Source organism: Lactobacillus sp., from assembly GCF_014803895.1.
The window spans coordinates 57,246-70,797 of record NZ_JAAVAU010000023.1; the positions used below are offsets into that span (position 1 = coordinate 57,246).

Annotated in this window: 15 protein-coding genes; 11 read left to right on the forward strand and 4 right to left on the reverse strand. The window is 33.4% G+C overall.

Annotated features, from left to right (window positions below; translation table 11 throughout):
* Positions 1–24 precede the first annotated feature (24 nt).
* Positions 25–900: a hemolysin family protein gene (locus HDR40_RS07130; RefSeq protein ID WP_290627843.1), complete on the forward strand. Its 876-nt coding sequence runs from the start codon at positions 25–27 to the stop codon at positions 898–900.
* Positions 901–2,469: a peptide chain release factor 3 gene (locus HDR40_RS07135; protein ID WP_290627845.1), complete on the forward strand. Its 1,569-nt coding sequence runs from the start codon at positions 901–903 to the stop codon at positions 2,467–2,469.
* 37 nt (positions 2,470–2,506) lie between these two features.
* Here the strand turns inward: HDR40_RS07135 and HDR40_RS07140 are convergent, their stop codons facing one another.
* Together HDR40_RS07140 and HDR40_RS07145 are read right to left on the reverse strand one after the other, a co-directional pair.
* Positions 2,507–2,785, reverse strand: coding sequence for a DUF1827 family protein (locus HDR40_RS07140; protein WP_290627847.1), 279 nt, complete (start codon positions 2,783–2,785; stop codon positions 2,507–2,509).
* Between the two features lie 91 nt (positions 2,786–2,876).
* A complete protein-coding gene (locus HDR40_RS07145) occupies positions 2,877–5,039 on the reverse strand; it encodes an ATP-dependent Clp protease ATP-binding subunit (RefSeq protein ID WP_290627849.1) in 2,163 nt (720 codons plus the stop codon).
* A gap of 186 nt (positions 5,040–5,225) precedes the next feature.
* Between HDR40_RS07145 and HDR40_RS07150 the strand changes: the two genes are divergently transcribed.
* The 6 genes from HDR40_RS07150 to HDR40_RS07175 all read left to right on the forward strand — a co-directional run bounded on the left by HDR40_RS07150 (position 5,226) and on the right by HDR40_RS07175 (position 9,825).
* Positions 5,226–5,408 carry a hypothetical protein gene (locus HDR40_RS07150; RefSeq protein WP_290627851.1) on the forward strand — a complete coding sequence of 61 codons (183 nt, stop codon included), beginning with the start codon at positions 5,226–5,228 and terminating at the stop codon, positions 5,406–5,408.
* 117 nt (positions 5,409–5,525) lie between these two features.
* On the forward strand, positions 5,526–5,792 hold the full coding sequence (locus HDR40_RS07155) for a phosphocarrier protein HPr (RefSeq protein WP_290627853.1): 267 nt from the start codon (positions 5,526–5,528) through the stop codon (positions 5,790–5,792).
* Complete coding sequence (gene ptsP, locus HDR40_RS07160; protein ID WP_290627855.1) at positions 5,792–7,531, forward strand: phosphoenolpyruvate--protein phosphotransferase; 1,740 nt, start codon at positions 5,792–5,794, stop codon at positions 7,529–7,531. The genes HDR40_RS07155 and ptsP overlap by 1 nt, the downstream gene beginning before the upstream one ends.
* 206 nt (positions 7,532–7,737) lie before the next feature.
* Complete coding sequence (gene spxA / locus HDR40_RS07165; RefSeq protein WP_290627857.1) at positions 7,738–8,136, forward strand: transcriptional regulator SpxA; 399 nt, start codon at positions 7,738–7,740, stop codon at positions 8,134–8,136.
* A gap of 108 nt (positions 8,137–8,244) precedes the next feature.
* The gene (locus HDR40_RS07170; RefSeq protein WP_290627859.1) at positions 8,245–8,901 is read left to right on the forward strand and encodes an adaptor protein MecA; all 657 of its coding nucleotides are present in this window, start codon (positions 8,245–8,247) and stop codon (positions 8,899–8,901) included.
* A 60-nt stretch (positions 8,902–8,961) separates the two neighbouring features.
* Entirely contained in the window at positions 8,962–9,825 is an 864-nt protein-coding gene (locus HDR40_RS07175; protein WP_290627861.1) for a competence protein CoiA family protein, read from the forward strand.
* Between the two features lie 18 nt (positions 9,826–9,843).
* On the opposite strand, the gene HDR40_RS07180 is transcribed toward HDR40_RS07175, so the two are convergent.
* Positions 9,844–10,455, reverse strand: a complete 612-nt coding sequence (locus HDR40_RS07180) for a DsbA family protein (protein ID WP_290627863.1) — start codon at positions 10,453–10,455, stop codon at positions 9,844–9,846.
* 80 nt (positions 10,456–10,535) lie between these two features.
* Positions 10,536–11,159, reverse strand: a complete 624-nt coding sequence (locus tag HDR40_RS07185) for a CYTH domain-containing protein (RefSeq protein ID WP_290627865.1) — start codon at positions 11,157–11,159, stop codon at positions 10,536–10,538.
* Between the two features lie 77 nt (positions 11,160–11,236).
* Here HDR40_RS07185 and HDR40_RS07190 point away from each other — a divergent pair, with 77 nt between their 5' ends.
* Genes HDR40_RS07190 through HDR40_RS07200 form a run of 3 tightly spaced genes read left to right on the forward strand, consistent with a single transcriptional unit; the run spans position 11,237 to position 13,547 of the window.
* Positions 11,237–11,863 carry a GTP pyrophosphokinase family protein gene (locus tag HDR40_RS07190; protein ID WP_290627867.1) on the forward strand — a complete coding sequence of 209 codons (627 nt, stop codon included), beginning with the start codon at positions 11,237–11,239 and terminating at the stop codon, positions 11,861–11,863.
* A complete protein-coding gene (locus HDR40_RS07195) occupies positions 11,860–12,663 on the forward strand; it encodes an NAD kinase (RefSeq protein ID WP_290627869.1) in 804 nt (267 codons plus the stop codon). The genes HDR40_RS07190 and HDR40_RS07195 overlap by 4 nt, the downstream gene beginning before the upstream one ends.
* Positions 12,663–13,547 carry an RluA family pseudouridine synthase gene (locus tag HDR40_RS07200; RefSeq protein WP_290628051.1) on the forward strand — a complete coding sequence of 295 codons (885 nt, stop codon included), beginning with the start codon at positions 12,663–12,665 and terminating at the stop codon, positions 13,545–13,547. The genes HDR40_RS07195 and HDR40_RS07200 overlap by 1 nt, the downstream gene beginning before the upstream one ends.
* Positions 13,548–13,552 lie beyond the last annotated feature (5 nt).

The window sequence follows — 13,552 nt, forward strand, 5'->3', positions numbered from 1 at the left end:
CCAAATAGAAAGTGAGAAGCAACTATGAGTACTGACCCTAATGCGGGTGACTTATTTAGTCGATTAAAAGCACGTTTTCGTAATGAAGAAAAGTTAGATGCTCCTGACCGACTAGCTAAAGAAATTGCTACTTTGCATAAAAACCATCTGCTTAATGATCATGAATATGGCATGATGGAGGGAATTATCAATTTTCAAACCAAGATGGCTCGTGAAGTAATGGTTCCACGAACAGATGCCTTCATGGTTGATATCAATAAAGAGTTTAAAAAGAACCTTGCCGAAATTCTTAAAAAGCCATATTCTCGAATTCCCGTTTATGACGGTGAAAGAGATAAAATTGTGGGTGTAATTCATATTAGAACTGTTTTACGTAAAGCTTGGGAAAACGGTTTTGATAAAATAAATTATGAAGATGTAATGTTTGAACCTTTATTTGCCCCTGAAACAATTGATTTAGGAGAATTATTGGTTGAAATACAGCAGACCCAACGACAATTAGTGATTTTAACTGATGAGTTTGGTGGTGTTGTCGGACTAACTACCATCGAAGACTTAATTGAAGAAATTGTTGGTGATATTGATGATGAAGCTGATCATGCACAAGTTTTATTTAGAAAAGTTGACGACCAACATTATATTATCTATGGCAAGATGTTATTAACTGATTTTAATGAAGAATTTGGTACTGATTTAGAGATGGAAGATGTTGATACAATTGCGGGGTATGTTATCACTAGGTTGGGCTTAATTCCAGCTAAGGGTGAAAAACTAAGCGTAAAGTTAGCTAATGGTATGACACTAACTACGCGGAGAATGAAAGGATCAAGATTATTGACGCTTCTTCTTTCTATTCCAGATGAAAAGATAATGACTAAAGATGATAAGGTAGGAGAATAAATGACAAAGTTAACAGATGAAGTAAATAAGCGTCGTACATTCGCTATTATTTCCCACCCAGATGCTGGTAAGACGACAATTACTGAGCAGATGCTTTTATTTGGTGGTGTAATTCGCAGTGCTGGTACCGTTAAGGCAAGAAAAACAGGTCACTACGCTACCAGTGACTGGATGGATATTGAAAAAAAGCGTGGTATCTCAGTTACTAGTTCTGTAATGCAATTTGAATATCAAGGTAAACGGATTAATATTTTGGATACACCGGGACACCAAGATTTTTCGGAAGATACATATCGTACTTTGATGGCTGTTGATGCTGCTGTAATGGTTATCGATTCAGCTAAGGGTATTGAACCTCAAACTAAAAAATTGTTCAAAGTTGTAAAACAACGTGGTATCCCAATTTTTACTTTTATGAACAAGCTTGATCGTGATGGACGTGAACCACTTGATTTGATTGCTGAATTAGAAGATTTACTTGGTGTTGAAGGCGTAGCTATGAACTGGCCAATTGGTATGGGCAAGCAACTAAAGGGTCTGTATGATATTGCCAATAATCGGGTAGAACTATATCGTAAAGATGATGAAGAGCGTTTTATTCCTTTAGATAAAGATGGTAAATTAGATCCTAGTCAACCTCTTGCTCAAGATAGTTTATTTGAAAGTACTTTAGGTGACATTGATCTTCTTAAAGAAGCAGGTAATCAGTTTGATAAAGAAAAAATCCTAAAGGGTGACCAAACTCCTGTATTCTTTGGATCAGCTTTAACTAATTTTGGAGTAGAGACTTTCTTAGATAGTTTTGTACAATTAGCTCCTGCACCTCAAGATCATGAGGTTAATGAAAATGAAAAATTAGAACCGGATAATTCTGAATTCTCTGGCTTTGTATTTAAAATTCAAGCTAACATGAATCCTAACCACCGTGATCGTATTGCTTTCGTGCGTATTGGTTCTGGAGAATTTAAAAAGGGAATGGATGTTACCTTAGCTAGGACTAACAAGCCCGTTCGTTTAAATGGTGCAACTGAATTTATGTCTAGTGCACGTGTCCAAGTTTCTGAAGCTGTTGCGGGTGACATCGTTGGTTTATATGATACAGGTAACTTCCAAATTGGTGATAGCATCTATGCGGGTAAAAAGAAAATAGTTTATCCTGAATTACCACAGTTTACACCAGAAATCTTTATGCGTGTAACAGCTAAAAATGTGATGAAGCAAAAATCATTCCACAAGGGAATGACGCAATTAGTCCAAGAAGGTGCAATTCAACTTTATCGTGGTTATACTACTGATGATTATATTTTGGGGGCTGTAGGTCAGTTGCAATTTGAAGTGTTTGCTTATCGAATGAAGAATGAATATAATTCGGAGGTAGAACTTCATAGTTTGGGTAACCGTGTAGCACGTTGGATTAATCCAGATCAACTTGATACTAAAATGTCTTCATCACGTAACTTGCTTGTTAAGGACCGTGAAGATGAACCATTATTCTTATTTGAAAATGCTTTTGCTGAGAGATGGTTTAAAGACAAGTATCCTGATGTTGAATTAACTTCAAGATTATAAAATAAAAAAACTAGAGCGCTTTGACGCTCTAGTTTTTTTATTTCTCACAAGTAATAGAAATAATCTTTCTACTTTTATCAATTGTGATATCGTAAATCTTATCTTCATGGATTAGTCGGTCAATCACGAATTCAATTTCATCTTGACGGATTGCACGCTTATGATTTTCCATTACGATTTCAATTTTATCAGTTGTTTCACTGTATACTACAGTAGTATTACCTAATGAATAAACTTTTACGTATTGACTATTGGTAGCAGCAAGTTGCTTCTCTACTAAATCTCTGTATGTATTGGTTACATCAATTAAATGCATAATTTCACATCCTTTATTATCATGTATTCTCTTTATAGTATACGCTTTTTGTGGAGAATAGAAGAAAATTTTAGTTGTGAACTACTGATGATTAGATGTTTTCACTGATTTTAACTTCGTTGTCTTGAGTTGAGGCAAATAATTCTTTAGCTTCTGGATGATCAAGTTTATAATCGGCAACTTTATCTTCAATTTGCTCTTGAATTACACGACGAAGTGGTCGTGCTCCCATTGCTGGATCGTACCCTTTATCAACTAAAATTTCTTTAACATCTGGGTTTACTGTGATATGTAAGCCTTCATCCTTGACCATTTCATTAGTGTCTTGAAGCATTAAGTCAACAATTTTAACTAAGTTTTCTTTTTCAAGGGATTTAAACTCAACAATATCATCCAACCGGTTTAAAAATTCAGGTTTGAAGTACTGGCCCATTACACGCTTGAATTGTTCTTGTTTACTGCTTTGTGCTGCAAATCCAACACTTGCTTCTTTGATACCTTGACCAGCATTAGAAGTCATAATGATAATTGTATCTTTAAATGAAACTGTGTGACCTTGAGAATCAGTTAGACGACCGTCATCTAAAATTTGTAAGAAAAGATGGAGAACGTCTGGGTGGGCTTTTTCAATTTCATCGAATAAAATCAAACTGTATGGATTATGACGAACTCTTTCTGTTAATTGACCAGCTTCTTCGTAACCAACATAGCCAGGAGCTGAACCAATTAATTTAGATACGGAATATTGTTCCATATATTCACTCATATCAAAGCGAATCATAGCATCCTCAGTGCCGAAGATTTGCTTAGCAAGTTGCTTAGCTAGTTCAGTTTTACCCACACCGGTTGGGCCGACAAATAGAAATGAACCAATTGGTCGACCAGATTTGTTGAAACCAACACGATTGCGACGAATGGCACGGGCAACAGTTTTAACAGCTTCATCTTGACCGATAACGTTTTCTTGTAGGTCATGAGCTAAGTTCTTTAATTGAGTTTGTTCTTGTTTCTGTAAATCACCAACAGGAATACCTGTTTTTTCTTCAACAATTTTATTCATAATTTTATCAGTGATTACAGGCGTTTTATCTGGATCAACTTTTTGATCTTTTAATTTATCATACTTCTCAATTTGATCACGATAGTAAGCTGCTTTTTCGTAATCTTCATTTTTTAAGGCATCTTGCTTAAGTTGTTCGGCAGCGTCCATTCTTTCTTTAAGTTTTTCGCTATCCACGTAAGGGATAGTTAAATTCATTCGTGAACCAGCTTCATCTAATAAATCAATAGCTTTATCTGGTAAAAAACGATCCTGAATGTAACGAGAAGATAGTTTTACTGCCGCATCAATGGCTTCATCGTTATAATTTACATGGTGGTAATCTTCATAACGACGTTTAATACCTTGTAAAATTTTAATTGTTTCTTCAATAGAAGGTTCTTTAACTTGAACTGGTTGGAAACGTCGAGCTAAAGCAGAATCCTTTTCAATATTACGATACTCTTTAATAGTAGTAGCACCGATTAATTGGAATTCTCCACGTGCTAAAGCAGGCTTAATGATATTACCAGCATCCATACCACCTTCGGCATTCCCTGCACCAACAATTTCATGAATTTCATCAATGAAAAGGATGATATTATCATTACTTTCTAGTTCTTTAATTAATTGTTCCATTCTTTGTTCAAATTGACCCCGAACGCCAGTTCCTTGAACTAGAGATACCATATTTAAAGAAATGATCCGTTTATCTTGTAATTTAGCTGGAACTGAGCCATCTACGATTTGTTGAGCTAAACCTTCAGCAACAGCAGTTTTACCGACCCCAGCTTCACCGATTAAGACTGGATTATTTTTTGTTCTTCGGTTTAAAATTTCGATTACACGAGCAATTTCTTTATCACGACCAATTACTGGGTCAATCTTTCCTTTTTTAGCTAGATCAGTTAAATCAGTCCCATATTGATCTAATAAAGATGGTCTCTTATGGCGACCACCACCACGACGACCACCACCCATATTCATTCTAGGATTTTGATTTTGGTTATCTGAATTTTGATTGCTGGAATTAAAGGCATTAAACAAATCATCAAAGTTACCAAAAAATTCATTATTATTCATATTATTTTGTCCTTGTAAATTTTGTAATTCTTGATAGCAATTTTGACATAAAGAAATTTCGCGGGTTTGTCCATTAATATTAGTATGTAAATGAATGGAAGCAGGCCGCTCATGACAGTTATCACATAGCATTTGGAAGACCTCCGTTTCCCCTATAATGAGATTAATAAATACTGAGACTATTGTAATAGTTAGCACTCAATATAGTCAAGTGCTAAAGATTAAAACTTACTTTTCGTAAGAAAAACTTAATTTTTTTGCAAATAAATCATTAAATTTTTAGAATGAGTAGTGAAATAAATTTTGAAAGGTAAAATAATGGATTACGAACAAATACTGAATGATTTGGTAGAAGGAAAAATTAAAGAATACAAAGTTGATACAACAAATGCTTTTGAGTTTCAAAAAGCATTACGTCAATTTGGTAAAAGACAAGATATTACCGGTGTAGCTCAAAGAGGTGGTAGTATAATATATAAAGTAGTGGGCGGTGACAAATAATTTTATAATTTTTGAAAACCATTACATTACTGTTGTTTTAACATCAAAAAAATGATAATCTAATAAACGAATGGGATTTAGCTCCCAGTTAATTTTGATTTTAAAGGAGATCCAAAAATGGAAAAACGTGAATTTCATATTATTGCAGAAACTGGTATCCATGCACGTCCAGCAACTTTATTAGTACAAGCTGCTTCAAAGTTCGGTTCAGACGTTAACTTGGAATACAATGGCAAGTCTGTAAACTTGAAGTCAATCATGGGTGTTATGTCTTTAGGTGTTGGCCAAGGTGCTGATGTAACTATCACTGCTGAAGGTGATGACGAAAAGGAAGCAATTGAAGCAATTGCTGATACAATGAAAAAGGAAGGCTTAGCTGAATAATGACGAAAACTTTAAAAGGTATTGCAGCCAGCGACGGTATTGCTGTTGCACCAGCCTACCTTTTGGTAGAACCTGACCTTTCGTTTTCAAAAGATTCAGTTAGCGATGTTGATTCAGAAGTTGCTCGTTTTAAGAAGGCAGTTGAAGAATCAACTAAAGAACTTGAACAAGTTCGTGATAAAGCTAAGGAAAATTTAGGTGAGGATGAAGCACAAGTCTTCGATGCTCACCTTTTATTCTTAAGCGACCCAGAATTTACTGGGGCTATTGAACAAGAAATCAAAGATCAAAAAATTAATGCTGAAGCTGCATTAGATGAAACTGCTCAAAAGTATATTGCTATTTTTGAAGGTATGACTGATAATGCATACATGCAAGAACGTGCTGCCGATGTGCGTGATGTTTCTAAACGTATTATGGCACACTTACTTGGTGTATCTCTTCCAGACCCAGCTACTATTGATCATGAAGTTGTTGTAATTGCTCATGATTTAACTCCTAGTGATACTGCTCAACTTAATAAAAAGTATGTTAAGGGTTTTATTACTGATATTGGTGGTAGAACTGCTCACTCAGCAATTATGGCTCGCTCCTTAGAAATTCCTGCAGTTGTTGGTACTAATACAATTACTGAAGATATTGCAGCAGGACAAATGGTTATTGCTGATGGATTAGACGGTAATGTAATTATTGAACCGACTGAAGCTCAAATTAAGGAGTACAATGAAAAGGGAGAAGCCTTTGCTAAGCAAAAGGCTGAATGGCAAAAGTTAAAGAATGAACCTTCAGTGACTGCTGACGGTAAGCACTTTACTATTGCAGCTAATATTGGTACTCCAAGTGATATGACAGGTGTAAAGGAAAACGGTGCTGAAGCTATAGGTCTTTACAGAACTGAGTTCTTATACATGGATTCTTCTGACTTCCCAACCGAAGATGAACAATTTAAGGCTTATAAGGAAGTTATCGAAGGCATGGATGGTAAGCAAACTATCATCAGAACTATGGATATCGGTGGGGATAAACACCTTGATTATTGGGAATTACCTGATGAAATGAATCCATTTTTAGGTGTTCGTGCTATCCGTCTTTCACTTCAAAATAAAGAAATTTTCCGTACACAGTTAAGAGCACTTCTACGTGCCTCTGCTTATGGTCCACTTGGAATTATGTTCCCAATGATTGGTACTCTGGGTGAATTACGTAAGGCAAAGAAAATTTTAGCAGAAGAAAAGGCAGAATTAACCGAAAAAGGCGTTAAGATTGGTGAAGATTTACAAGTTGGTATGATGATTGAAGTACCTGCAGCTGCAGTACTTGCTGATCAATTTGCTAAAGAAGTTGACTTCTTCTCAATTGGTACTAACGACTTAATTCAATATACTATGGCTGCTGACCGTGGTAATGATGGTCTTTCTTACCTTTATCAACCATATAACCCATCCGTATTACGCTTAATTAAGCATACTATTGACGGTGCCCATGAAAATGGAATTTGGGTTGGTATGTGTGGTGAAGCTGCTGGTGATGATATCATGTTCCCAATTTTACTTTCAATGGGACTTGATGAATATTCAATGAGTGCAACTTCAATTTTACGTATCAGAAGTTTGATGAAGAAGATCAATACCAAAGCTATCAAAGAATTAGCTAATGAAGCATGTTATGTTTCTGAAACTTTTGAAGATAATGAAAAGCTTGTTAAAGAAACTTTGAAGAAGCTTGGTATTGAAGCTTAGTTCTAAAAAGAGAGCACGTGGGTGTTCTCTTTTTTTGTAATTATTTATAAATTATTTCCAAAAATTCACAGTTTATTCATGATTGGCTGTTAAAGTATAGATAGTTAAGAAATAAAAGAAAAAATATATTGAACTTATTTTAAGTAAGTATATAATAGATTTATATTATGTAGTTAATAGCTATAAATAAAAGGAGCTGGATTTCATTGGTAAATTTATATACATCACCTAGTTGTACTTCATGTCGTAAGGCAAAAGCTTGGTTGAATGAGCACGATATTCCTTTCAAGGAAAGAAATATTTTTGCAAATCCACTATCAAAAGATGAAATTCTACAAATTCTTCGAATGACTGAAAATGGTACTGAAGAAATTATTTCTACGAGATCACGTACTTTCCAAAGTTTAAAAATTAATTTAGATGACTTATCAATTGATCAACTTTTAGACCTTGTTGAAAAGAATCCTAGTTTACTTCGTCGTCCTATTATGATGGATGATCGTCGTCTTCAAGTAGGTTACAATGAAGATGAAATTAGAAGATTCTTACCTAGAAAAGTTCGTCGTTTAGAATTAGAACAAGCACAAGCAATGATAAGCATGTAAGCTAGTAATTATTTTGTCAAAAACGTTAGTCTTAGTGACTGACGTTTTTGTTTATTTTTATAAATAAGGTACAATAGAGATAATATTAAAGACTTCGAGGTGAATGAAATGCAAGTACATCGTATTAGTAAGAATACTATCCGGGTAACTATGGATGCTGATGAATTAAAAGAACGTGGAATTACTATGTTGGATTTACTTGGTAATAAAAGTCAAATTCAGCATTTCTTCTATGATATTTTAGGCGAAGTCGATACCGACCATACTTTTGCTAAAAATGATCCAGTAACGTTTCAGGTGATGCCAAGTAGCTCGGGTTTAGAATTACTGATTTCTAAAGTTCCAGATGATCAAGATGAGGGAGATAATTCTCAACAAGATCAATTACGGCAATTGTTAGAAGGCTTAGGTCAAGATGCATCGAATGATGAAATAAATAACCAACAACCTAAGAATTCAACTGAAGAGGTCATAGATAGCCGTAGAATTTTTAAGATTAAAAATATTGATTTGGTTATTGGATTGGCTGATAGTTTGAAGGTAGATGGTTTAGCATCTAGTTTATATGTATATCGGCATAATTACTATTTGGATTTAGCATTTTTAGACCATGGTTTAGTAGAAATGACGCCAAGTGATGCTTGGGTAATTGCTAATGAATTTGGTACTGGGATGACTGAAAAAAAATTTCGTAGAATCAAAAATCAAGCTAAATGTTTAATTATGCAAGATGCATTAGGTAATTTAAGACATTATTTTGACTAATTAATTAAAAGAGTAAGTAAAAACTTACTCTTTTTTTCGTACTGTATACTGGGTGAAAAAATGTATGCAGCATTATTAAAGAAGAGATTAGTATTGGCAATCAGTGAAGCTAATTTAATTTATGAAGGGACTAAGATATTAAATTGTGAAAAATATTATTGTCCTAATTGTAAAAAAAGAGTGATGCTGGTTATTTCTCAAGAAAAGATGCCTTTTTTTAAACATATCAGATTAATAAAAGGAGAGGGAGAAAAAGATGAGCATCAACAAGCTAAACAATTATTGTGTGCAAGTTTAGTTGCTAATGGGATAAAAGCTGAAATGGAAGTACCTTTAGCTAACCAACAGTTACGAGCTGATATAATGGCTTTTCCTAATTTAGCCTTTGAAGTTCAATGTGCACCATTAAGTAAAGAAGAATTTCAGCATCGCCATTCAATTTATAAAAAAATTAAAGTCAAAGATGTTTGGATTGTAGGTCAGCGACACTACCTTAAAAAGAAACTTAGAAAATCACAGCGAATTTTTTTAAGATATAGCAAAATATGGGATTGGTACTACTTAGAAATTGATCCATTTAAAGAGGAAATTTATTTAAAATATCAAATTCGTCTGGAGCCGTTAAGGGATAATGTGATGTATCGTAAAAAAACTTTTTCACTAAGTGAAAATGGCCTCAAAGAATTATTTAGTTTTCGTGGAAATGGTACAGTTATTACTTATGTTGATGGTCAAAAGCAGAGAAATTACTTGATTCGTCAATTACGACAAAAAACTAACTTAGGAAGAAAAATTGCTACATTAATGTATGAGTCGCATGTAACAATTGATGATTTTCCATCGCAAGTTTTTGATCAGGTAAGATTACCTAATGAAAAGTTAACGGTTATAAAATTTTTACAAAATAAAAGGGATACAAGTTAATGTATCCCCTTTATATTTTTAAATTAGATGTAACCCACCGTGATTACACTTTTTGTCTGAAGTGTCTGATGTATTTGCTAAAGCCGTAGCCATTTTATCACGAGTAATATTGCCCTCAATCATTAAGCCGCAGTTATCGCAGTCATAATTAAAGACAAAGGTAGTGGGTGTAGTTTCAACCTGTAATTCTTTAGCGAGTTTTAAGTCTTTGTCAATAGAAAGTTGGGTATAAGCACTTTTACGTGTTTCCAAAAATTTATCAACTGAAATATTTAAATTACTTAAAATATTTTTTACTATTTCCAAAGAATAATTCTGTTTATCATCATTAATTGCTTTTTGAAGTTGCAATAAAAATTGGCGCGCTATTTTATTACCCTTAATTAATTTTAAAGCATGATAATCTTTAATTGCATTAAAAGTATGTGAGCTGAATCTATTGAATAAATCTAAATTTTTAGTTCCTAGGTTTCTTGCACGTATATCATTGCGAATTGTATGTAAATTTGCCATTGGAACAAAATGATAAACAACTTTATTTTTAGATTCATTAATAGCTGCAATAATTTCTTGTTCACTTTCATAACAATTAATTCCGATAGGATTTACAAAGAAAAAAACCTCATACATATTCTTCGTCCTCCTCTGTAATTTCAACCCTACTGTATCAAAATTGCTAAAGAATGAGAAAGGATATGCTTCATAGTTTATTATTTTCTATGTTCAAAAGCGCGTTGAACTTTATTTTGATTAGTATTTTCTTTAGTAGATTTAAAGTTAAATTGCTTTTCTAATTCTGCCAACACTTCTTTAATCAAAGCAGGATTGTCATTTTCAATTTCTAATTCATAATCTGCTAAGCCATCTTCATATAAAGTAACATCTAAAGTTAATTCACATTCTTTTGGTCCACGGATGATTAAACGATGGGTTTTGCTCCAAGTCTTTAGCTCTAAGGTATCCGCAATTCTCTTATCGAAGTGTTTTTCTAGATATTCACCAACGTCACCACCAAAACTGAAATGTTCGCCAGCTTGTGCAGCATGTACCATTTGTTCAGCTTGTGCTAATGAAAGCAAGTCATTAATTTCAACAACTTCATGATAAGTATCTTGTTTAGGATTTTGATCCTTGGTTTTAAGAGTTTGTTCAGCTCTTTCAACGAATACTCTAATTCTGACACTAGATTCATTATTTGCTAAATCAAGATCAGGGGTATCAAAGTAAAAGTTTTGTTGATTGTAGTCAGAGATTGCTGTAAAAGCTGCACTCATTTTTTCATAAGTTTCTCTGTCTAGTAGAGTTTTGGATTCAATTTCGACATTTTTTGACATAATTTTGTCCTCCTTATAATCGTCTTATCCATATTATATGTTAGAATAATTTTGTTTAAAACGGAAAGGAAAAATTGATGCAAGATTGGGATTTATTTTTATGGCCTTATCAACAAGCGGTTTCAGAGCTAAAAGTTAAATTTCGCTCTTTAAGACAAAGTTTTTTGAATAAGGGTGAGCACTCTCCAATTGAATTTGTAGTTGGACGAGTAAAAACTGTTGATTCAATTCAAGAAAAAATGCAAAGACGTGTCATTGCACCAGAAGTAATCGAAGTAGATATGCAAGACATAGCTGGTATTCGAATCATGTGTCAATTTGTTGATGATATTTATAGAGTTGTTGACTTGATTCATGAAAGACAGGATATGCAAGTAGTTGAAGAACGTGATTATATAAAAAATGCTAAGCCGTCAGGTTATCGTTCTTACCACATGGTAATTGAATATTCTATTTTTCTACCTGAAGGTCCTAAAAAAATTATTGCAGAAATTCAAATTAGGACATTGGCAATGAATTTTTGGGCCACGGTTGAACATACCTTGAATTATAAATATCAAGGTAAGTATCCCGATGATATTTCTAAACGTTTAAAATCTACAGCTGAAGCAGCTTATAAGTTAGATGAAGAAATGTCGTCAATTAAAGATGAAGTTCAAGAAGCACAAAAAATTTTTACTAAGACAAAAGGAAAAGAACAATGAAAGTAGCAATTGTTGCTAATGATCGAGTAGAGACTCAAGCAGTAGTTAAAAATTTAGAAAAGATGCTTGCTGCTAAAAAAATTGAAATTGATCCAGAAAATCCAGATGTTGTAATTACTGTTGGTGGTGATGGTACATTATTATCAGCTTTTCATAAATATGTAAATATTGTAGATAAAGTAAGATTTTTAGGAGTTCACACTGGACACTTAGGTTTTTATACAGATTGGCGTAATTTTGAAATTGGTAAATTAGTAGATAATTTAACTAAAAAGCAACCCTCTACGGCTTCTTATCCGTTGTTGGAATTAATGATTACCACTGGTGATGGAGAAAAGACAAAATTTTTGGCTCTAAATGAGGCTACAATTAAGCGAGTCTCTAAAACTTTAACAGCTGATGTATATATTAGAGATCAATTTTTTGAAAGTTTTAAAGGAGATGGATTATGTGTTTCAACTCCGACAGGTTCAACAGCCTATAGTAAATCTTTAGGTGGAGCTGTTATTCATCCTAGATTAAAAGCACTTCAAATGACTGAAATTGCGTCGATTAATAATCGTGTATTTAGAACACTTTCTTCACCGATTGTAATTGCACCAGATGAATGGATTACTCTCAAACCTGAAGCTGGCGGTCATTATGTTGTAACTTATGATGGTTATAAATTTAATCATAAGCATATTCAAAAAATTGAGTATCGTATTTCTCAACATGTAATTAGGTTTGATAAATATCAACACACTCACTTTTGGAATAGAGTAGAAGATGCCTTCATTGGCCACGATAAAGAAGTATGATGCAATATTTTAAGCTTAAGTTTACTAATACAACTCCCCAAAAATTGGGGCGTTTTTTATTGAAGAACGGTTTTTCAAAAAGAGTAATTACCAATAGCAATCATCATGGTGGGATGATTTTAGTTAATCATAAGCGCCGTTATACTAGTTATACTTTACATAAAAATGACGAAGTGATATTTTTACTCGGAAAAGAAAAAGAAAATCAATGGTTAAAGCCTTCTAGTAGACCGATTGATATAATTTTAGAGGAGCATGACTATTTAATAGTAAATAAGTCAGCGGGTGTGTTATCAATTCCATCACGTTATGAAGATAATGATGCGTTAGTTAATAGGGTCTTATATTATTTTAGAAAGCAAAATTTTAATGATTTAAAGCCACATATTATCACTCGTCTAGATCGAGATACTTCTGGCTTGGTCTTGATTGGCAAAAACCCAGTTGCACAAGCAAGATTTAGTAGTCTGGGAAAAGACAATATGGTAAAAAAGTATCATGCAATAGTTCATGGTAATTTTTCTAAAGATAAATTGCAGGGCAGAATTGATAAACCGATTGGTAAAAAAGATGATACTGTGAAACGTTATATTATTTCTGGAGGGCAAAAATCAATTACTGATTATCGTGTAATCGATCAAAAAGATGATGCAGCTTTAGTTGAATTAAGACTACTTACAGGTCGGACGCATCAAATAAGGGTACACATGCAATCAATTGGTCATCCCTTATATGGTGATCCTCTATACGGTTTAGACGATGAATTTGGTAGACAAGCATTAAATTGCTGGTTATTAGAGTATGAAGATCCTTTTACTAAAAAAAATAAAAAGATAACTATCTCAGATCCAACTGATATGAATAATTTATGGAAAAATCTGTAACCATA

Coding starts and splice junctions, on each gene's coding strand:
- HDR40_RS07140 (WP_290627847.1), bottom strand. CDS start 2,785: ATGCATTTAATTGATGTAACCAATACATACAGAGATTTAGTAGAGAAG.
- HDR40_RS07190 (WP_290627867.1), top strand. CDS start 11,237: ATGCAAGATTGGGATTTATTTTTATGGCCTTATCAACAAGCGGTTTCA.
- HDR40_RS07155 (WP_290627853.1), top strand. CDS start 5,526: ATGGAAAAACGTGAATTTCATATTATTGCAGAAACTGGTATCCATGCA.
- HDR40_RS07195 (WP_290627869.1), top strand. CDS start 11,860: ATGAAAGTAGCAATTGTTGCTAATGATCGAGTAGAGACTCAAGCAGTA.
- HDR40_RS07180 (WP_290627863.1), bottom strand. CDS start 10,455: ATGTATGAGGTTTTTTTCTTTGTAAATCCTATCGGAATTAATTGTTAT.
- ptsP (WP_290627855.1), top strand. CDS start 5,792: ATGACGAAAACTTTAAAAGGTATTGCAGCCAGCGACGGTATTGCTGTT.
- HDR40_RS07130 (WP_290627843.1), top strand. CDS start 25: ATGAGTACTGACCCTAATGCGGGTGACTTATTTAGTCGATTAAAAGCA.
- HDR40_RS07145 (WP_290627849.1), bottom strand. CDS start 5,039: ATGCTATGTGATAACTGTCATGAGCGGCCTGCTTCCATTCATTTACAT.
- HDR40_RS07170 (WP_290627859.1), top strand. CDS start 8,245: ATGCAAGTACATCGTATTAGTAAGAATACTATCCGGGTAACTATGGAT.
- HDR40_RS07185 (WP_290627865.1), bottom strand. CDS start 11,159: ATGTCAAAAAATGTCGAAATTGAATCCAAAACTCTACTAGACAGAGAA.
- HDR40_RS07135 (WP_290627845.1), top strand. CDS start 901: ATGACAAAGTTAACAGATGAAGTAAATAAGCGTCGTACATTCGCTATT.
- HDR40_RS07150 (WP_290627851.1), top strand. CDS start 5,226: ATGGATTACGAACAAATACTGAATGATTTGGTAGAAGGAAAAATTAAA.
- HDR40_RS07200 (WP_290628051.1), top strand. CDS start 12,663: ATGCAATATTTTAAGCTTAAGTTTACTAATACAACTCCCCAAAAATTG.
- HDR40_RS07175 (WP_290627861.1), top strand. CDS start 8,962: ATGTATGCAGCATTATTAAAGAAGAGATTAGTATTGGCAATCAGTGAA.